This is a genomic window from Cryobacterium sp. Y57 (genome assembly GCF_002929505.1).
GTDB lineage: Bacteria > Actinomycetota > Actinomycetes > Actinomycetales > Microbacteriaceae > Cryobacterium.
This window is the reverse complement of sequence record NZ_PJJL01000051.1, coordinates 30,176-49,058: the sequence shown is the minus strand read 5'-3', so window position 1 is coordinate 49,058 and position 18,883 is coordinate 30,176. Positions and strand designations below refer to the sequence as shown.

Genomic DNA, 18,883 nt, shown 5'->3' with positions numbered 1-18,883 from the left:
CTGACCATCCCACGGTGGCTCGCTACGTTAACGCAGCAACACTCAGGAGCGGGAAACAACACCACTCAACGGGACATGACCGAGCTGAGGTTTTTATGAGTCGACGCGCCGGCTTGATAGTCGAGTTCAATTAGGACATGCTTATGTAATGTTAATAACCCACCGCCACAGCTCCAAGGGTACAGACGGGTCGACACACGGACCGAATGGTGTTGAGACCCGCACATGGGACCGGGTCCAGCAGCTGCTCGCCGAGGATGGCCCGCTTACTGCTGCCGATCTCGCCTCACGTTTGGGATTGACGCCCGCCGCCGCACGCCGTCACCTTGACCTGCTCGCCGAGCAAGGCGCCATCGAGGAACGCGAGCTCGCCACAGCCGGTGGCCGTGGCCGTGGCAGGCCGGCCCGCGCGTACGTTCTCTCCGAGGCTGGTCATTCCGGGATGAGTAGTGACTACGCCGATGTGGCCACCTCGGCGTTACGTTATCTCGCAGAACACGCCGGTGCGGATGCCGTGAACGAGTTCGCTCGTGAACGTGGCGCACAGTTGGAGCGGCGGTATGCCGCACAGCTGCCCTCGACGGGTGGAGATGTGCGCGCCCGCGCGGAGGCACTGGCCTCGGCATTGAACGCTGACGGTTTCGCAGCGACGATCCGGCCGACCGGCACGGGCCTGCCCGTGGCTGGTGTGCAGTTATGCCAGGGGCATTGCCCAGTTTTGCATGTCGCGGCCGAGTTCCCGGTGTTCTGCGACGTCGAGACCGAAGCGTTCTCGCGACTGCTCGGGGTTGGCGTTGAACGACGAACAACTCTTGTGCAAGGTGAGCATGTCTGTACGACTTTCATCCCCCTGGACACTGTCCCCTTTACGACGTCATCCGAAACGAACAACTCTGATGAAAGGTCCAATCTATGAGAACCCTCCAAGGGTCAAACTCTGGCTTGACGGAAACCACACGCTCTGAAGGTGCCGGGGCCTTCACAGCCCAGGAGTCGGCCGCCATACGTGGCGATTTCCCGATCCTGTCGCGCACCGTGCGTGGAGAGAAACCGTTGGTGTATTTAGATTCCGGGGCGACGTCGCAGAAGCCGCGTCAGGTGCTCGATGCACAACGTGCGTTCTATGAGCAGCACAACTCCGCGGTTCACCGTGGTGCCCATCAGCTGGCTGAGGAGGCCACTGCAGCGTTTGAGTCCGCGCGAGAGACGATGGCCCGTTTCATTGGTGCGCACGCTCTAGAGGTGGTGTTCACCAAAAACGCGACCGAAGCGCTGAATCTTGTGGCGTATTCCTTCAGCAATGCCGCTGCGGTGGGGGCTATGGACGGCGTTGACGCGGATGTCGCGGCGCGGTTCGCGCTCGGAACGGGAGACGAGATAGTGGTCACTGAGATGGAGCATCACGCCAATCTCGTTCCGTGGCAGGAACTTGCCCGGCGCAGCGGCGCTACCCTGCGCTGGATTGGTGTCACTGACGATGGCCGTCTTGACCTGACTGATCTGGAGACGGTGATCACTGAGCATACCAAGGTGGTCGCATTCACCCAGGTGTCGAACGTCCTGGGTACGATTAATCCTGTTGCAGCCATTGTGGGTCGAGCCAGGATGGTCGGTGCATTGACTGTCCTGGACGCCAGCCAGTCGGTCCCGCACTTAGCCATTGACGTAGTCGATCTCGGCGTGGACTTCGTGGCTTTCAGCGGCCACAAGATGTTCGGCCCCCTCGGGGTCGGCGTCCTCTGGGGCCGCTACGCTCTCCTGGAAGCCATGCCCCCATTCCTCACCGGGGGCTCAATGATCGAATCCGTCCGCATGGAAGGCTCGACCTACGCCGCGCCGCCGCAACGTTTCGAAGCGGGTGTTCCGGTGGCAGCTCAGGCCGTAGGCCTGGCCGCAGCCTGCGACTACTTGACCCGTTTGGGTATGTCGCGGGTGAGTGCCCATGAGCACGCCCTGACCGAGATTCTGCTCGCCGAACTCGCAAAACGTCCGTGGGTCCGTGTCGTCGGTCCGGTCGACTGCCAGGACCGATCTGGCGTGATCTCATTCGTGGTTGACGGTGTGCACGCGCATGACGTCGGCCAAATCCTTGACGATGCCGGGATCGCCGTTCGGGTTGGTCACCATTGCGCCATGCCGCTGCATCAGCGCATGAACGTGGCGGCGACGACGCGAGTCAGCTTCGCCGCGTACAACACTGTGGCTGAGGTTGATACGCTGCTGAACGCTCTCGATCAGGTACCCGCGGTATTTAGGGTGGCAGCCTAATGGGGTGCGGTCAGGAAATATTCTTGGAGCACTCGGTACGGGCCGCACCGTGACGTATGTGATCGCGCTGCCATGCGTGGATGTCAAAGACAAGGCATGTATTGACGAATGCCCGGTCGACTGCATTTATGAGGGCGAGCGCTCGCTCTACATCCACCCCGATGAATGCATCGACTGCGGTGCCTGTGAACCCGTCTGCCCGGTCGAGGCGATCTACTACGAAGACGACGTGCCAGAGCAGTGGGCCGACTATTACACGGCCAATGTCGAGTTCTTCGATGACATCGGCTCCCCGGGCGGAGCGGCGAAGGTGGGTCCCTATGCCAAGGATCACCCGCTCGTGGCCGCCCTGCCACCCCAGGGGCACTGATCGCCCCCAACTGCCCGACAGAAACTTTCAACAACTGACAAGGAGAAGTAAATGAGTGCACCCACAATCGCGCCGGGTATCTCTGACGAGGTCCGTGAATTAGCCAATCAAGAGTACAAGTACGGGTTCGTCACCGATCTCGATACCGACGTCGCCCCCCGAGGGCTGAACGAGGACATCATCCGGCTGATCTCGAGTAAAAAAAACGAGCCGGAGTGGCTGTTGGAGTGGCGGCTTCGTGCCTATCGGCACTGGATTACGCTCACACCACCCACCTGGCAGCACGTCTCCTACGGACCGGTCGACTACCAGGACATCATTTACTACGCCGCCCCCAAGCCGAAGAAAAATCTAGGGAGTCTAGACGAGGTCGATCCGGAGGTGCGAGAGATGTTCGACAAGCTCGGCATTTCCCTCGGCGAGCAGGAGCGGCTCAGCGGCGTCGCCGTGGACGCCATTGTCGATTCGGTGTCGGTGGCGACCACGTTCAAGGACAAGTTGGCTGAGGTCGGTGTCATCTTCTGCTCCTTCTCGGAGGCCGTTCAGAACCACCCGGACCTAGTACGTCAATACCTCGGCTCGGTGGTCCCCTACAACGACAACTTCTTCGCTTCCTTAAACGCTGCAGTGTTCACCGACGGCTCGTTCTGCTACATCCCCAAAGGGGTGCACTGCCCGATGGAACTGTCCACCTACTTCCGCATTAACGCGGCCGATACCGGTCAGTTCGAGCGCACCCTGATCATTGCCGAGGAGGGCGCCTATGTCAGCTACCTCGAGGGGTGCACCGCCCCGGTGCGTGATACGAACCAGCTGCATGCCGCCGTGGTCGAGCTGGTCGCCCTTGATGACGCACAGATCAAGTACTCCACTGTGCAGAACTGGTATCCGGGGGATGCAGACGGCAACGGTGGCGTGTACAACTTCGTGACCAAACGTGGCATGGCGTCGGGGAAGAACTCGAAGATCTCCTGGACTCAAGTCGAAACGGGTTCGGCGATCACCTGGAAGTACCCCGGCGTCGTTCTTAAGGGCGACAACTCGGTCGGGGAGTTCTACTCCGTGGCATTAACAGCCAGGCGTCAGCAGGCCGATACCGGTAGCAAAATGGTGCATATTGGTAAGAACACCAAGAGCACCATTATTTCGAAAGCGATTTCGGCCGGTCACGGCCAGAACACCTACCGGGGGCTGGTAGACATGCGGCATTCGGCCGTCGGCGCCCGCAACTTCACCCAATGCGATTCGCTGTTGATCGGCAATGATAGCGGGGCACACACCCTTCCTTACATCGTGGTGAAGAACAAGACCGGGCAGGTTGAACACGAGGCCTCCACGTCCAAAATCGGTGAGGAGCAACTGCTCTACTGCCGCCAAAGAGGCATTCCTGAAGAGGAGGCGGTCTCGATGATCGTCAACGGTTTCTGCCGTGAAGTATTCAAGATGCTCCCGATGGAATTCGCCGTCGAAGCGCAAAAACTACTAACCGTAAGCCTGGAAGGAAGCGTTGGATAATGCTGAAAATCAAAGAACTGCACGCCAGTATCGAGGACAAAGAAATCCTTCGGGGAGTGAATCTTGAGCTGAACGCGGGCGAGGTGCACGCGATCATGGGGCCCAACGGATCGGGAAAAAGCACGTTGGCCAGTGTGCTCATTGGCCGAGACGGCTACCAAGTCTCGGGCAGCGTCTCCTACGAGGGTCAAGACCTGCTGGCACTGTCGCCCGAGGAGCGTGCTGCCGCCGGTGTATTTTTGGCCTTCCAGCATCCGGTTGAGATTCCGGGCGTTGGCAACATGTACTTTATGCGCACCGCGTTGAACTCCCTGCGCCGCCAACGCGGGCAGGAAGAACTGGATCCGGTGGATTTTCTGGCACTGGCCCAAGAGCGAATGAAGCTAGTCGAGATGGACCAAAGCTTCATGAACCGGTCGGTCAATGAGGGATTCTCTGGCGGTGAGAAAAAACGCAACGAGATCCTGCAGATGGCGATCCTGGAACCTAAACTCGCAATTCTGGATGAGACGGACTCCGGTCTGGACATCGACGCCCTTCGGATCGTCGCGAACGGCGTAAACGCCCTCCGCAGCGCCGGCCGCAGCATGCTGGTTATCACGCACCATCAGAGGCTCCTGGATTACATCGTTCCCGACCGGGTGCACGTGATGACCGCTGGCCAAATTGTGCGCTCAGGGGACAAAGACCTAGCCGTCGAACTCGAAGCGAACGGCTACACGAGTGTGCAACAAGCTAACGCCGGGCGTCTGGCACCGGTGGGGGTGGCCAGGTGACGCTGACGCGTGCAGCCGGCGGAGTGCTCGCCGGCCGCGAACCCCACCGGGACGACCGCGATCCCGCGTGGCTCCACGAGGCACGACTGGCCGCCCTCAAATGGGTGGGCGTGCACGGCTTCCCGACCCACAAGGATGAGGACTGGAAGTACACAGCGCTGGCCCCGATCCTCGCTGTGCCCTTCGAAGCCGCCACCGTAACCTCCAGCAACTGGGTAACTGCAGAAATGATCGACGCAGCAGCGGTCGACCTCGGTGGTCCGCGGTTGGTCTTCGTCAACGGACACTTCGCGCCCGAGCTTTCGCGGCTGACCGGCCTGCCAGCTGGCTCTGTCGTGACAACTCTCGCCGCGGTGCTGGCCTCGGGGTCTGATCGCCTCGAACCCTTCTTCTCGCATACCCCCGGCGAACATCACGCGTTCGCCGCCTTCAACGACGCACTCGCCGAGGACGGTGCATTCATCCACCTCACATCCGGGGCGATCCTGGACGAGCCGATCCAGTTCGTATTCTTCTCCAATGCCGACGGAGTCCCCCTGATATCCAGTCCACGGTCGGTGATCATCGCCGATTCTGGCAGTCGCGCAACGATCGTCGAGACCTACGCGGGGATCGATGGCGACGTGTATCTCACCAATGCTGTTACCGAATTCGTCCTGGCCGATGACGCGCAGATTGAGCACTATAAGATTCAGCTCGAACCTGTGACGGCGTTCCATTTGGCACTGCTCGATGTGCGTCAAGGGCGCAATAGCCGCTTCACTTCCCGCTCCGTCATGCTCGGCGCTAGCATCGCCCGCCACGAGGTGCGGGTCTTGCTGGACGGCGTCGGCGCCGAGGTCAGCCTCGACGGCGTCTACCTGCCGCAAGGCGATCAACTCCACGACAATACGATCTTCATCGATCACGCCGCCACCAACTGCACCAGCCACCAGCTGTACAAAGGCGTGCTGGACGGACGCGGACACGGGGTGTTCAACGGGCACATCATGGTTCGCCATGGTGCCGACGGAACCGATGCGAACCAGAAGAACAAAAACCTGATTCTCTCCGACCACGCCGAGGTCGACACCAGACCAAGGCTGGAGATCTACACCGATGACGTGAAGTGCACGCACGGTGCAGCAGTCGGACAAATGGACGAGGAAGCGCTGCTATACCTGCAGGCACGCGGGATACCGGCGGAGGCAGCGCGCGGTCTGCTCATCTACGCGTTCGTGCACGAGATGGTGGACCGGATTGCCATCGAGCAGCTCCGGACGCAACTGGAACCACTCGTCGCTGGCCGGTTCAGGAATGACGACCGCCCGGTCGAGCTATGAACGGGCAAGCGAGTGTGGGCATCGCCGGACTTTACCAAGAAATGATCATCGAGCATGCCAAAAGTCCCCGGAATTTTCGTGAACTGGCCGACGCGACCCGCACGGTCGACGTGGTCAACCCACTCTGTGGTGACCATTTGACCCTCTACCTTAACCTCACCCCCGATGGTGCTGTCTCCGACATTGCCTTCGAGGGAAACGGGTGCGCCATCTCGCGGGCCTCCGCATCGCTGATGACCATGGCGGTGAAGGGTCTCCCACAAGGTGACGCCCTCGCCCTGTTCACCCGCGTCCACAGCATGCTGACCACCGAAACCGTGGATGAACAATCACTGGTCGACGTGGGCAAGCTAGCTGCACTGTCGGGGGTATGGGAATACCCCGGACGGGTTAAGTGCGCGACCCTGGCCTGGCAGGCATTGCGCAACGCCCTCGAAACCGGCGACCGCCCGGGCGAAAAGGAGTAGTCGACCATGGGCTTAGACAGGTACACAATAATTGAACTCAGCCAGGACGCGCAGGCGACGGTGATTCCGGGCGGGCAGCCGATGCTGCTCCAGGCAGGCGAAGAGGTCGTCGTGACGCAGACCCTGGGTGATAGCGTGACCGTGCAGACCGCCATGGGTTACCTGGTACGGATCAGCGCCGAGGACTCAGCCGCGCTCGGACTGATCAAGCCCATCGCCGAAACAGTGATCAAGAATGATGGTCCGTTCGACCTGGAACAGGTGCTGGACCAGCTCAAGAACGTTTTCGACCCAGAAATCCCGATCAATGTCGTGGACCTGGGACTGATCTATCTCTGCCAAGAAGAGTTGCTTGCTGATGGTTCCCACCGAGTCGAAGTCAAAATGTCCATGACCGCTCCCGGCTGCGGCATGGGTGACGTGCTCAAGGAAGACGCCCGCACCGCAATCCAATCGGTTCCCGGCGTCAGCGACATCGACATCGAACTCGTCTGGGACCCACCCTGGGGCCAGGACCGAATGTCGGAAGCCGCCAGGCTCCAACTCGGAATGTACTGACTAGACAGGCCCCGGCCCCAACCCCGGGTTGCGCCACCTGTGTGCGCCGCGAGCGAAAGATAACCGAGCGCAAAGGATGAACGAAGGAAACCACTTGCCACAGCTCAACAACAATTCCCACACCAGCATGCAGCTCCACGACGTCACGCCGGGTACCGGCACGAGGTACGGGTCCCGGTCGCGGTCCCCGGACATCAGCGCGCTCGCCCACAAACAGGCCACGTGCGCTTCGGGACATCTCGTTCATGTCGAGTGAATTCCTGAACAGGCCCGGCACCATCGAGGCCGGTAATGCGACCAATGCCGGTGTGGCCGACCACTACGGAAACCCGATCTTCGAGCAGCGCGAACTGGCCGCCGGAACCGCGATCGTCGACCTCTCCCACCGGGCAGTGATCACCATCACCGGCCCCGATCGTCTGAGCTGGATCAACTCGCTGACCAGTCAGAGTGTCGCCCACCTGGCACCAGGCGAATCCACAGAGACCCTGCTGCTGAATATGACTGGTCGGATCGAATATGCGGTTCGTTTGATCGATGACGGTACCAACCTGTGGCTCTTGCTGGAGCGGGAAAAAGCATCCGGGCTTCTGCAGTGGCTGAGCAGCATGCAATTCGCGTTGCGGGTGGAACTTGCAGATCGTTCCGTAGATTTCGCGACAATCGGCACCCTTGGCCAGCCTGAGCTCCCGGTAGCTGCCCCTCATGGTCTCCCATTGGTCTGGCGCGACCCGTGGATGAAGGTGAGCCAAGGTGGGCACCAGTACGCGGAAGCGATAAGACACCCGGCCGCAGGCTGGACGTACAGCGAATTGCTGCTGCCCCGCACCAAACTTGCCGGCATCGCCGCCTCTGATATTCCTGTCGCTGGGCTGCTCGCTCTCGACGCGCTGCGCATCGCCGCTTGGCGTCCAAGTTTTGCCACCGAAGTCGATGACAAAACCATTCCCCATGAACTGGATTGGTTGCGCACGGCTGTGCACCTGAGCAAAGGTGGTTATCGCGGCCAACAGACGGTGGCCAAGGTCCATAACATCGGCCATCCACCGCGCAGACTTGTCATGCTTTACTTGCACGACTGTGGTGCAGTGCTGTCGTCGCACGGGGACGACGTTGTGGTGCCGGACCAGGACGGCCAGGACAAAAGTGTGGGCCAGGTGACCTCTGTTGCCCGGCACTTCGAATTAGGACCGATCGCACTCGCAGTCATCAAACGCGATACCGATCCAACTACCGAACTTCTCGTGCGAACCGCTAGCCGTGACTTACCAGCGAGGCAGGTAGTGATCGTACCGCCAGATGCGGGCGCATCATCCTCAATCACCGTTCCTCGTCTGCCGCGCCGCAGCCCTGTACGGAGTTAGTTCGGTTCCTGTGCTGTCCATATGAACAGGGCGAGCGCACCAGACGTTCTAACTTCCCAGCTCAATCTCGATCGTCGATCTCACCTTCTCTTCGTTCGTGCAGCCAAGGGAGACGGCCACCGACGCGTAGCAACCCGATCTGCCGCATCGAAACCTCTTGCCGCACGGCGAACACTGCATCGCGGGTTTTGTCGCGAACCAGGAACTCCGTTCCTGCCAATCGATCCCACGGGCATCGTCTCGACACCAAGACAGGACCGCCAGAGACGGCCATTTTGTACGCCGCTCTTCCACCCCACATATTTCCAAACCTTGATAGCCAGAAACCTCAACAGTCGGCGGAACTCAGCCGCTGAGGGACACCCAAATCACCTGCAGTTCGTGTCAGGAGAACCGAAGTGTCGCGCATTAAACACAACCAGGGAGACCATCCTTGCGGATGATCTCCCCGAAAACCGTGCATATCGCGACTAACTGAAGGAATCTCCACAAGCGCAACTGCTGCCCGCGTTCGGGTTGTCAATGGTGAAGCCCTGCTTCGCAATGGTGTCCTCAAAATCGATGGATGCCCCCTCAAGGTACGGCACGCTCATCTTGTCCAAGACGACCCCGACACCGTCAAAGTCGACCAGAGCATCACCGTCGAGCACACGCTCGTCAAAGTAGAGCTGGTAGATCAGGCCGGAGCAACCACCAGGCTGAACGGCAACGCGGAGGTGAAGGTCGTCGCGGCCCTCCTGAGTAAGCAGGCTACGAATCTTCTGCGCAGCGGCTTCAGTAAGGCCAACGCCATGGGATGTGGTGCTGGGGGCGAGGGCCTCGGTAATGGTGGCGGTCATGGTGCTCCTTTGGGCTGTCTACGCTAGAGTTCGCTCTTGTGCGGTCGCGATTGCACAAGGTTTTAGAAACACTCTAGGCTCTTCTAGCCTTCCTTACACATCCATGGGTTATTTTCGGCTCGAGAGGGAGGGCTTCTAATCGGGAGCGAAGTGTTTACAGCCTCGAGTACAAGTGCAGGCCTTTGACAAGCACGTTCACAATGCCCAAGTTAAATATGACGGCGGCGAACTCGCTGATTGCCAGCCAGTCCGACCGTAAACCGCGCCATCCGCGGGTCGCCCGTGCGTGGATGTACCGGCGTAAATGACCCAAACGATGAAGGTCCAGACTTCCTTCGTATCCCCACCCTAATAACGTCCCCAGGCTTTCAGCCCAGATCAAGCCGGCCATACGCGTAAAGGTCCAAAGAATAATCCCAAGGATTCTAATCCGATAGGCGAGGTTTTCGAGGGTCGCAGCTGCGGGCACCGTGACCAGGAACCTTAAGCAAATGGTATTGGCGTCCGATAAGAGACTTTCCCGCCTGAGCTGCAGCAGCTGAACCACGGACAGCGCAAAGCCGAGCGCGAAAAAGCCCGTGCCGAGTGACGCCACGAAACCATGAATGATAAGCCACGCCGACTGCAGTGCCGTCGGCATCGGTGCGATCTCGACGTTGAAATTGAAGGCCGCAATCCCCAGCAGCACCAAAATCAGGCCGATAACGAACGTGCCGAGGAAACGCAGGTCGGCCTTCGTCAGCACGGTTAGAAACACCGTAACAATGAGAAGCGTGCCCGTCATCGCGAACTCGTACACGTTCGCCCACGGAACACGGCTGGAAGCAACACCGCCCAGTGCATTGGCCACGAGGTGCAAACTCCAGGCGAGCACGGTGAGCGAAACGCCCACCCGCAGGCTGGCCGAGAGGTCATACGGGTGTCACGTCATTCCCATTGCGTGCACTGAGACGACTGGGGGTGGTCGTGGCGCCACCGGATGCCCCACACCGGCCTGCGCGTGGTTGGCAGCCACGGCATCCGTTTCGTCATGCCCACTGCCGACGAACGCTTCGCCAGGTCAATCGTGAAGGCGATGAATGCCTGCGCATGCACGGCCATCGCCTAATACAAGCTGAGAATAGAGAGCTCGTTGAGATTCACGATGCACGATGCACGATGCACGATGCACGATGCACGCCTAAGTCTGAACCGCCTCAGGCCTCGTGACGCCCACACCGATCGGGACCCGAACGGTGCTACCCCACTCAACCTAGAAACCGACATAGTTGCTGACCCCCTTGCGCCTGAACAAGGGGGTCAGCACGAGCCAGGTGTGACTCGAACGCCCGACAATACACAATGACATTGTCGCCCTCGGTGAGAAGGGCCTTGCCCCGATGAATGGCGTCGAGCTCGTCGCGGGCCTTGAACGGATAAACCGACATTGATGCGCACTACTCACCGCTGCACTTTCCCGGGGAGCGCACGTCGAGCAACGGCTTACCAAAGTGGACAAGCACATCATCCTTGAACGCACGGATGGGTGCGTCATTACGCGGATCCACCTGGCACTCCGCGGGTGACGACCGTGGCATCCGTTGTAATTTCCCGACCCCGTGATGCAGTTGTCCCGGCCGCCACCGAGCCGACGAACGTCGTCGTGGTCAAAAAGCTGAACACCCACAACGCGTATGCGACCCACCAGTTGCGTTTTCATGCGGGTCGGTTACGGCGGTCCGCAGGGCGCGGAAAGCATGTGCCCGACGTTCATGTGCAGGCGCTCGATTGATTTACGGAGTTTCCGGCTCCCGCGGATAGGCGGGGAGTGGTTTCAACCGTTCGCCCTAGTTGTGGACCTGGGTGGTGTTGGACGTCTCCCGGGGTGACGGCGTAGGCGTCGAGCCCGGTGACGATGGGTTTTAGCGCGCCCGGATTTGGGTTTGGGTAGCCGACGGCGTCAGGCTCACAGTGATTTGGTGGGTTTTCAGTGGTAGTCCACGGTGGCAACTGCCCCTACTCTATCCATCGCAGTAGCCTTAAGGCTGACTGAGCTGGCGTGCGACAAGAATTGCACATCGGTCGATTCAGCGTCAGGGTGACGGACCAATATGATCCGGAGCAGGCGGTCAGGACCATCACTCTCGAACCGAAGGAGAACGTGTGCTTTTTCGCCAACTTGAATATTTTGTAGCTGTCGCAAGGGAGCGACATTTCGCGCACGCAGCTACCGCGTGTCACGTTTCCCAGCCCGCCCTCTCCGCGGGAATCAGCAAACTAGAGCAAGAACTCAATGTCTCTCTAATAAACCGTGATCACGCTTTTGAAGGGCTGACTGCGGAGGGCGAACTGTTGATGATTTGGGCAAAACGAATCGTGGCGGAACGTGATGCGTTCAAGGCGGAGGTTCAGGCTCTCCAATCCGGCGTGACCGGTGTGTTGCGGCTTGGCGTCGTGCCGAGCGCATCGACAACGGTCGCATTGCTAGTCGCCGCTTTTTGTGCCGCTCATCCGCTGGCAAAAGTGCAGATCAAATCCGCGCTATCTTCGACCGAAATCGGACGCCGATTACATGACTTCGAGCTGGATGCTGGTGTGACGTACCTCGATGCCAGCGAAGACCCAAGACTCGATGTCGTGCCCTTCTATGACGAGCACTACGTGCTCATTGCCTCCGAGATGCTCATTCCCGACATATCCACCACGATGACCTGGGCACAAGCGTCCCGATTACCACTTGCCGTGCTGACGCCGGAAATGCGCAGCAGACAAATGATCGACGCAGCGTTCGCGCGGAACCACGTGCAGCTGATACCTCAGGTGGAGACGGATTCGATCGCGTCGCTCCACGCCCACATGAGGACAGGCCGGTGGGCAAGCATAGTCCCGCATACGTGGGTGCAAAATATCGCCTCATCTCCGAGGACACGAATCATACCGCTGGTCGATCCGATCGCAACCGCGCGCGTTGTCGTGGCGATCAATGCGGCTTCGCCTGGTTCGGTCATTGCTCGTGCGTTCGCGGCGGTTGCAGCGAAGCTGTCGCTGGACGAACTATTCGACCAAGAGCTTGGCGAACTGTTCGACCAAGAGCTTTCGAGGGTTTGTCCGGTACTGCTGCATCCACAGTGAAAGCGGTTCGATAGCCGGCAGCTATCGGCTGGTCAATTTCTGGTCTTGGACAGGCTGGAGAGGCGAGGCAGAAACTGGGTGAAGCGCATCAGCCGGGCGCGACAGCTGTCAGGCCGGCGTCTCAGAAAGAGGCCACATGGCCAAGATTCTCCTCGTACTCTACCCGGACTCCGTTACCGGGTATCCGCCGCAATACGCGCGTGACACCCTCCCGGTGCTTGACGGTTACCCCGGCGGTCAGACGCTGCCAAGCCCTTCCGCCATTGACTTCACCCCGGGTGAACTCCTGGGTTCGGTCTCCGGTGAACTTGGCCTGCGCAAATTTCTTGAATCGGCCGGACACGAATTAGTTGTCACCTCGGACAAAGACGGTCCGGATTCGGTGTTCGAGCGGGAGCTTGCGACTGCAGACATCGTGATTTCCCAACCGTTCTGGCCGGCCTATTTGACGAAAGAGAGGATCACGAAGGCACCAAACTTGAAGCTCGCGATCACGGCAGGCATTGGTTCAGATCACGTCGACCTCGACGCAGCAATCAGCCACGGAATCACCGTGGTCGAGGAGACGTACAGCAACAGCATCAGTGTCGCAGAGCACGCGGTCATGCAAATCCTCGCCCTCGTACGCAACTACCTCCCGTCCCACGAATGGGTCGTCAATGGTGGCTGGCACATCGCCGACAGCGTCGAGCGCGCGTATGACCTCGAAGGAATGAACGTCGGTGTCATCGCAGCCGGCCGCATCGGCCGTGCCGTCTTGCGCCGACTCGCACCGTTCGACGTCCACTTGCACTACACCGACAAGAACCGGCTGTCCCCCGAGATTGAGCGTGAACTCGGCCTGACTTTCCACCCGGATGCTGCCTCTCTCGTGCAAGCCGTCGACGTTGTATCGATCCATGCACCGTTGCATCCTGAGACCTATCACCTCTTCGACGACGCTCTGATCGCGTCGATGAAACGCGGCTCTTACATCGTCAACACGGCCCGCGCCGAGATCACAGACCGTGACGCGATCGTACGCGCGCTCGAGTCAGGGCAACTCGCCGGATATGCCGGCGACGTCTGGTACCCGCAGCCACCGGCGGCCGACCACCCCTGGCGCACGATGCCGCATAACGGCATGACCCCCCACGTCTCAGGGTCGACTCTTTCCGCTCAGGCTCGTTACGCCGCGGGTACCCGGGAGATTCTCGAAGACTGGTTCGCCGATCGACCTATTCGGGACGAATATCTCATCGTCGACGGCGGGCAACTCGCTGGCGTTGGTGCCGCCTCCTACACAGCCGGCGGTGAATCGAGCCCTGGTAGTGGCGGCCAGTAAGACAGCTGAAGTAAGTACTAAATGAAGGAGGTTGCGGTGACTGTGATACGGCTGGCGGCCTGCTCCGCCCCACCAGGCAGCCATGGCTGCTCTGCACATCACAACCGTAACAACGGAGTTATCTTATGAGTCGGCTCGATCGAGAACGCACTATCGCCCTCCCGGGTTCAACCGTTGGCTGATCCCGCCGGCGGCCCTCGCCGTAGCCCCACGGCACCATCATGAACGGATGTGAGTAGGTCTGCTGCACAGGTTCCTGCATCCGGGTCGTCTCGGTCACGTTGGCCGTACGACGCTGCCGGCAGGGCTGTGGGCAGCACGTGCGTACAGGCAAAGAGTCGTAGAGCTGACGTTGGCGGCTGCGGCTGCGAGTCTTACCGCTGATCCTGATCCGCTCCTGGTCAGTGCCTCCACATCACCCATTTCACTCTGCGGTACGTCGTGCCATCATCCCCGTCGTCGACGCTGTCGCACAGCCACAAGCCCCGAATGACCCGCCCTGTGCAATCCACCGGATCCACGAGGACGGCGGGTAGCTGACCGCGACGATTCACGCCGACGAGAACGAAAACCGGCCATCGCACAAATCGGCGTCGTAATGTCACGATTATTTTACTCACACCGCTCCTTGAGCAACCAGGCCTTTTCCCAAGATTATGTAGCCCCCGAGGAACAGCAATACCCCCGTTCGGGCACTCGTATCTCTGACCAAGACAAAACACCAGCGAACGGGATCTCCCCGTCAACACCGCCATCTAAATCCGACAGCCCCCACTATCGGCTTGCTCTGGCTGCTTGACTATCACCATGAACGCTGCATTATTTTCTCCTGCTGGCTACAACGCCGATTTCCTCCAGATCCCTCTGGCGTTCCCGGCTCCTCCCTCCGGAACCCTGATTCGTGAACTGGCCTACACACATTTCACCGTGCTCCTCGATCCCGCGCGGCGCCTCGCAATCGCGACCGGCGTCAACATCGACGGGGACCAGCTCGTTACCGTTGACCGAGGCGACGACGGGCACCTCGACTCACGGATACCGCTCTACGAACAGACCGGGGAGGCCGTCTACGCCAGAAACGACCTCGACCGCGGACACCTCGTCCGGCGCCGAGATCCAGTCTGGGGCGACGAGACAACAGCCCGGCGAGCGAATTACGACACCTTCGCCTACACCAACGCCGCTCCCCAAGCCGGAAACTTTAACCAATCGAAAGAGCTCTGGCTCGGCCTCAAGGACCACGTCCTCACCTACGCACGCACCAACGCTAACCGCATCAGCGTCTTCACCGCTCCCGTACTCTCCGCCCAGGACCCGACCTACCGCGGGGTGAAGATCCGGCAAGCATTCTGGAAGATCGCAGCATGGACCACGACCATGCACGGCTCCGCCGTTCTGCACGCTGCCGGATTCGTCCTCGACCAAAGCCCGCAATTAGAAGACATCGACCTTGACACGGTCCACGCACCAGCCCTCATGTACGGCACTCCCCACCGCTTGGACCATACCGCACCTACCAAGTACCTACCAAGTACCTACCGTGGACATCATCGACCTCACCGGGCTCAACCTAGCCGCCCTATCCGAAGCAGACGTCTACGCCCCGACCCCAACGATCCGGGAAGACGCCGATCGTCGACAGCGCTGGGTCGAACTGATCGACACCGCAGGAATCCACCTCTAACCACACCGAATCGTCTACAGCCCGCTCAGTCCCCGGCGCGAAGGTAAACATAGACAGTTTCACGGCTGACCCCAAACTCACGAGCAAGAACAGACTTCGGCACGCCCGCAGCAGCCTTCTCACGCAGCACGGCCGCACGAGCCATGTCCAGTGACGGGGTACGGCCACGGTACACGCCACGCTTCTTCGCCAGGGCAATGCCCTCGCGTTGACGCTCACGGATCAAAGACCGCTCGAAGAGCTGCTTGCTCGGTGGGGAAATATCCTCGAGCACGCACCGCCTGCCGGTACCGGGGGTTGTGCGACTCGATCGCGTTGGTGGAGCAGATCACCTGGCGGCTCTCGGGGTCGTAGGACAAGAACGGGGTGAACTCTTCCCACACCGATTCCCATAGTCGGATGATCGCCTATGCAGCCCTCAGACAGCAAAGAGCGTCAGTGGATCATTCACGCCGAAAGCGTTCCGGAGCTCCGCCACGCCCCGGAACGGCTACTCAATCCGCAGTCTCAAGTGAAGAGGCTCACGCCACCTGGACCAACCAACAGTCCCACGACGATGAGCACAATACCCCAGAGAATCTGGCGTCGAAATAGCGCGACAATGCCTGCAATAACGAGGACTACCGCAATGATCCAGAGAATTGTTGCCATGTGCTGCTCCATTTCATTCAGCGCCGGCGGGCCGTACGCCCAGAGCGGTTTTCGATCTGCTAATGCGAACGTACCCCTTGCTCGGTCTCTGACCACTGTGTTTTATCCAGAATGTCGTGGAGGTCAGACTCTGTCATCATCTGTTACCGGCCATGCGAAACGATCAAGAGAACGCAAGCGCGGGCAGGTGTCAGAGTGTCGTTAGTAGGTTGATCTGGCAGTAACCCGAGGACGCGGGCCCGGCGGTAGAAGGTCGCTCTGGACATTCCAAGATCGACCGCGACCTGCGCCGCTGTCTCTCCACCTTTTATGAGCCGGTGGGCGTTTCGGATTTGACTGTCGGTAATAAGTCGAGGTCGCCCGCCCAGATTTTTCCGGCGTCGCGGCGCTTGTTGATCGAGTCGACTACGCGCTCTCACTTGATTTCGTGTTCCATTTGCCCGAGCGCCGCCATGATCGTGAATAGCATGGACCCCATCGGTGTCGCGGTATCGACGTCGTCGCCGCCCGGGTTGAGCACCCTCAGGCCGGCACCGCGGGCGCAGAGCTCTTCGGCGAAAGCGAGCATGTTCTGCGTCGATCACCCGAGCCGGTCCAGAGCCGTGATGACGAGAGTGTCGCCCGCCTCGAGAGCGTCAAGCGCACCATCGAAGAAGGGCCGCGATGTGCGAGCTCCTGAGAACCCATGGTCGACGTAGACGTCATCACGCCGTACGCCGGACGCCAGCGGCGAGGATATCGACTTGCTGTCGGTCGGTGGATTGCTGACGCGCCGATACGCGCGCGTGGCCGATCAGTTGACCCCGCCCCCATTGAGTGCACACCTCACAAAAGAGAATGCTCACATGGGAAAGACACGCAGGGAGTTCACTCTTGGGTACAAAGACGAGACCGTAATGCTCGTGATCAACACTGGCAGGGCGATAGTGACCGTGGCCCGTGAAATCGGCATCAACGAGGCATCGCTGGGCTGGTGGGTCGGCGCATTCAAAGCCCGTAACGACACCGCTGGTCTGATTCGTCTTGACAAATTCAGCGAACATGATTGGCTCGTATTACGTTACAATTTCCGGCACAGTATTTCGACCGTGAAAGGAGGTGGCTCGTGAGCCACCCTGCCGTGATCAACCCCGCCACCGGCGAGACCATTAAAACATACCCCCAAATTTCCGATGATCAACTCCAGCAGGTCATCGCAACGGCAGATGAGGCTCACTACGGTTGGTCTCGGAACTCTTCCGTCGACGAGCGAGCCGCACTCCTTCGGAAGGTCGGCGAATTGCATGAAGAACGCCGCGAGGAGCTGGCGGCCGTAATCGTGCGCGAGATGGGCAAGCCCGTCGATGAAGCGCTCGGCGAGGTCGACTATGCCGCCAACATTTACCGGTACTACGCCGACAACGCGCAGGAATTTCTGAAGGACGAACCAATCACCCTGCGCGGCGGAGAGGGTTCCGCGTTCATGCGCTCCACCTCACTGGGGGTGCTCATTGGCGTCATGCCGTGGAATTTCCCGTACTACCAGGTTGCGCGCTTCGCCGGTCCGAACCTCATGACCGGGAACACGATCATCCTCAAGCATGCGTCGCAGTGCCCGGAATCGGCGGCGGCAATAGAGCAAATCTTCCATGATGCAGGATTCCCTGCCGGCGCCTACACGAACGTGTATGCCGACAGCGAGCAGGTCGCCACGGTAATCGCCGACCCAAGGGTGCAGGGCGTCTCTCTTACCGGTTCGGAGGGCGCCGGCGCGGCCGTTGCTGAGGTGGCCGGGCGCCACCTCAAAAAAGTCGTGCTGGAACTTGGTGGGTCAGACCCGTTCATCCTGCTCAGTACCGACGACATGGCCGCAACCGTGAGCGCCGCTGTCGCCGGTCGTCTACGCAACGGTGGGCAGGCCTGCGACGCGACTAAGCGCTTCATCGTGATCGATGAACTTTACGATGAGTTCACGGAGAAGTTCACCGCAGCCATCCTGGCAATGTCCCCCAGCGACCCGACCGTTCACGGCGCAGACTACGGCCCCCTCTCGTCCCTCGGCGCGGCCGAGAATCTCCAGGAGCAGGTAGAACGCGCAGTCGCGCAAGGAGCCACCCTGGCAACTACGGGCACACGCTCTGGCACCTTCTACCCGCCTACCGTGCTCACCGATGTCACGCGGGACAACGACACCTACCACGAGGAGTTCTTCGGACCCGTAGCATTCGTCTACCGAGCAGCCTCCGAGGATGACGCCGTCACCCTCGCGAATGACACTCCCTTCGGGCTTGGTTCCTACCTGTTCACGACCGATCCCGAGCAGGCATTGCGAGTCGCCGACCGTATCGAAGCCGGCATGGTCTACGTCAACCTCGTCGACGCCGGCAGTGCAGAGCTCCCGTTCGGCGGAGTGAAAAGAAGCGGCTTCGGGCGCGAACTCGGGCGCTTCGGTGCAAATGAGTTCGTGAACAAGAAACTCATCCGCATCGGCTGACCTTTCGCCGAAATTCTCAGCCGACGCGGTAAACACCGTTCAGTCGCCGATACTGCCGCGTCCCCGACCCAAACGCGACCCGTCAGCTAGTAAATCCGACAATACTGACGTCTTCGTTCTCGAAGAAAACCTCTCCACCTTCTGGGCCAAACGGCATCGCT

At 60.1% G+C, this 18,883-nt stretch carries 18 protein-coding genes and 3 pseudogenes; 15 read left to right on the top strand and 6 right to left on the bottom strand.

All coding sequences use genetic code 11. The annotated features are described in order from the left end of the window. Positions 1-148 precede the first annotated feature (148 nt). The 9 genes from CXY72_RS03315 to CXY72_RS03275 all read left to right on the top strand — a co-directional run bounded on the left by CXY72_RS03315 (position 149) and on the right by CXY72_RS03275 (position 8,640). Positions 149-916, top strand: coding sequence for a metalloregulator ArsR/SmtB family transcription factor (locus tag CXY72_RS03315; RefSeq protein WP_104126287.1), 768 nt, complete (start codon positions 149-151; stop codon positions 914-916). Positions 917-942: 26 nt separating this feature from the next. Next, positions 943-2,268 carry a SufS family cysteine desulfurase gene (locus CXY72_RS03310; protein ID WP_233197629.1) on the top strand — a complete coding sequence of 442 codons (1,326 nt, stop codon included), beginning with the start codon at positions 943-945 and terminating at the stop codon, positions 2,266-2,268. 49 nt (positions 2,269-2,317) lie between these two features. Next, entirely contained in the window at positions 2,318-2,638 is a 321-nt protein-coding gene (gene fdxA, locus CXY72_RS03305) for a ferredoxin (protein WP_104126285.1), read from the top strand. Between the two features lie 51 nt (positions 2,639-2,689). After that, positions 2,690-4,153 (top strand): Fe-S cluster assembly protein SufB, encoded by a 1,464-nt coding sequence (gene sufB / locus CXY72_RS03300; protein ID WP_104126284.1) that lies wholly within the window; start codon positions 2,690-2,692, stop codon positions 4,151-4,153. Next, positions 4,153-4,929 carry a Fe-S cluster assembly ATPase SufC gene (gene sufC, locus CXY72_RS03295; protein ID WP_104126283.1) on the top strand — a complete coding sequence of 259 codons (777 nt, stop codon included), beginning with the start codon at positions 4,153-4,155 and terminating at the stop codon, positions 4,927-4,929. The genes sufB and sufC overlap by 1 nt, the downstream gene beginning before the upstream one ends. Continuing rightward, complete coding sequence (gene sufD, locus CXY72_RS03290) at positions 4,926-6,251, top strand: Fe-S cluster assembly protein SufD (RefSeq protein WP_199183942.1); 1,326 nt, start codon at positions 4,926-4,928, stop codon at positions 6,249-6,251. Before sufC ends, sufD begins: the two co-directional genes overlap by 4 nt. A 14-nt stretch (positions 6,252-6,265) precedes the next feature. Continuing rightward, a complete protein-coding gene (sufU, locus tag CXY72_RS03285; protein ID WP_199183941.1) occupies positions 6,266-6,718 on the top strand; it encodes a Fe-S cluster assembly sulfur transfer protein SufU in 453 nt (150 codons plus the stop codon). 6 nt (positions 6,719-6,724) lie between these two features. Then, positions 6,725-7,276 carry an iron-sulfur cluster assembly protein gene (locus tag CXY72_RS03280; RefSeq protein ID WP_104126281.1) on the top strand — a complete coding sequence of 184 codons (552 nt, stop codon included), beginning with the start codon at positions 6,725-6,727 and terminating at the stop codon, positions 7,274-7,276. A gap of 245 nt (positions 7,277-7,521) precedes the next feature. Next, positions 7,522-8,640: a folate-binding protein YgfZ gene (locus tag CXY72_RS03275; protein ID WP_104126280.1), complete on the top strand. Its 1,119-nt coding sequence runs from the start codon at positions 7,522-7,524 to the stop codon at positions 8,638-8,640. A 470-nt stretch (positions 8,641-9,110) separates the two neighbouring features. On the opposite strand, the gene CXY72_RS03270 is transcribed toward CXY72_RS03275, so the two are convergent. Beyond that, positions 9,111-9,479 (bottom strand): iron-sulfur cluster assembly accessory protein, encoded by a 369-nt coding sequence (locus CXY72_RS03270; protein ID WP_104126279.1) that lies wholly within the window; start codon positions 9,477-9,479, stop codon positions 9,111-9,113. A 154-nt stretch (positions 9,480-9,633) separates the two neighbouring features. Further along, on the bottom strand, positions 9,634-10,371 hold the full coding sequence (ccsA, locus tag CXY72_RS03265) for a cytochrome c biogenesis protein CcsA (protein WP_104126278.1): 738 nt from the start codon (positions 10,369-10,371) through the stop codon (positions 9,634-9,636). A gap of 87 nt (positions 10,372-10,458) precedes the next feature. Here ccsA and CXY72_RS20315 point away from each other — a divergent pair, with 87 nt between their 5' ends. The 4 genes from CXY72_RS20315 to CXY72_RS03245 all read left to right on the top strand — a co-directional run bounded on the left by CXY72_RS20315 (position 10,459) and on the right by CXY72_RS03245 (position 15,645). Continuing rightward, on the top strand, positions 10,459-10,587 hold the full coding sequence (locus CXY72_RS20315; RefSeq protein ID WP_255409248.1) for a hypothetical protein: 129 nt from the start codon (positions 10,459-10,461) through the stop codon (positions 10,585-10,587). 1,034 nt (positions 10,588-11,621) lie between these two features. After that, positions 11,622-12,590, top strand: a complete 969-nt coding sequence (locus tag CXY72_RS03255; RefSeq protein ID WP_104126276.1) for a LysR family transcriptional regulator — start codon at positions 11,622-11,624, stop codon at positions 12,588-12,590. Between the two features lie 136 nt (positions 12,591-12,726). Beyond that, positions 12,727-13,914 (top strand): NAD-dependent formate dehydrogenase, encoded by a 1,188-nt coding sequence (locus CXY72_RS03250; protein WP_104126275.1) that lies wholly within the window; start codon positions 12,727-12,729, stop codon positions 13,912-13,914. Between the two features lie 807 nt (positions 13,915-14,721). Then, complete coding sequence (locus CXY72_RS03245; protein WP_233197628.1) at positions 14,722-15,645, top strand: DNA/RNA non-specific endonuclease; 924 nt, start codon at positions 14,722-14,724, stop codon at positions 15,643-15,645. Here the strand turns inward: CXY72_RS03245 and CXY72_RS03240 are convergent. The 4 genes and pseudogenes from CXY72_RS03240 to CXY72_RS19950 all read right to left on the bottom strand — a co-directional run. Then, positions 15,624-15,836 (bottom strand): annotated as a pseudogene (locus CXY72_RS03240) (helix-turn-helix domain-containing protein); the annotation flags it as partial. The gene CXY72_RS03245 and the pseudogene CXY72_RS03240 overlap by 22 nt on opposite strands. Next, positions 15,823-16,005 (bottom strand): annotated as a pseudogene (locus tag CXY72_RS03235) (transposase); the annotation flags it as partial. The pseudogenes CXY72_RS03235 and CXY72_RS03240, both read right to left, overlap by 14 nt. Positions 16,006-16,105: 100 nt before the next feature. Beyond that, a complete protein-coding gene (locus CXY72_RS19785; protein ID WP_199183939.1) occupies positions 16,106-16,249 on the bottom strand; it encodes a GPGG-motif small membrane protein in 144 nt (47 codons plus the stop codon). A gap of 143 nt (positions 16,250-16,392) precedes the next feature. Further along, positions 16,393-17,073, bottom strand: a pseudogene (locus tag CXY72_RS19950) (recombinase family protein). Between the two features lie 21 nt (positions 17,074-17,094). Here CXY72_RS19950 and CXY72_RS03225 point away from each other — a divergent pair. Both CXY72_RS03225 and CXY72_RS03220 read left to right on the top strand, forming a co-directional pair. After that, a complete protein-coding gene (locus CXY72_RS03225) occupies positions 17,095-17,358 on the top strand; it encodes a transposase (RefSeq protein WP_104126274.1) in 264 nt (87 codons plus the stop codon). Continuing rightward, the gene (locus tag CXY72_RS03220) at positions 17,355-18,722 is read left to right on the top strand and encodes an NAD-dependent succinate-semialdehyde dehydrogenase (RefSeq protein WP_104126273.1); all 1,368 of its coding nucleotides are present in this window, start codon (positions 17,355-17,357) and stop codon (positions 18,720-18,722) included. Before CXY72_RS03225 ends, CXY72_RS03220 begins: the two co-directional genes overlap by 4 nt. The last annotated feature ends 161 nt before the right edge of the window (positions 18,723-18,883 follow it).

Bases quoted from the DNA above. Each gene is read 5' to 3' on its own strand.
- CXY72_RS03315 (WP_104126287.1), top strand. From the start codon at position 149: ATGTTAATAACCCACCGCCACAGCTCCAAGGGTACAGACGGGTCGACA.
- CXY72_RS03275 (WP_104126280.1), top strand. From the start codon at position 7,522: ATGTCGAGTGAATTCCTGAACAGGCCCGGCACCATCGAGGCCGGTAAT.
- sufB (WP_104126284.1), top strand. From the start codon at position 2,690: ATGAGTGCACCCACAATCGCGCCGGGTATCTCTGACGAGGTCCGTGAA.
- CXY72_RS03280 (WP_104126281.1), top strand. From the start codon at position 6,725: ATGGGCTTAGACAGGTACACAATAATTGAACTCAGCCAGGACGCGCAG.
- CXY72_RS03225 (WP_104126274.1), top strand. From the start codon at position 17,095: ATGGGAAAGACACGCAGGGAGTTCACTCTTGGGTACAAAGACGAGACC.
- CXY72_RS20315 (WP_255409248.1), top strand. From the start codon at position 10,459: ATGCCCCACACCGGCCTGCGCGTGGTTGGCAGCCACGGCATCCGTTTC.
- CXY72_RS03270 (WP_104126279.1), bottom strand. From the start codon at position 9,479: ATGACCGCCACCATTACCGAGGCCCTCGCCCCCAGCACCACATCCCAT.
- CXY72_RS03250 (WP_104126275.1), top strand. From the start codon at position 12,727: ATGGCCAAGATTCTCCTCGTACTCTACCCGGACTCCGTTACCGGGTAT.
- sufC (WP_104126283.1), top strand. From the start codon at position 4,153: ATGCTGAAAATCAAAGAACTGCACGCCAGTATCGAGGACAAAGAAATC.
- CXY72_RS03245 (WP_233197628.1), top strand. From the start codon at position 14,722: ATGAACGCTGCATTATTTTCTCCTGCTGGCTACAACGCCGATTTCCTC.
- CXY72_RS19785 (WP_199183939.1), bottom strand. From the start codon at position 16,249: ATGGCAACAATTCTCTGGATCATTGCGGTAGTCCTCGTTATTGCAGGC.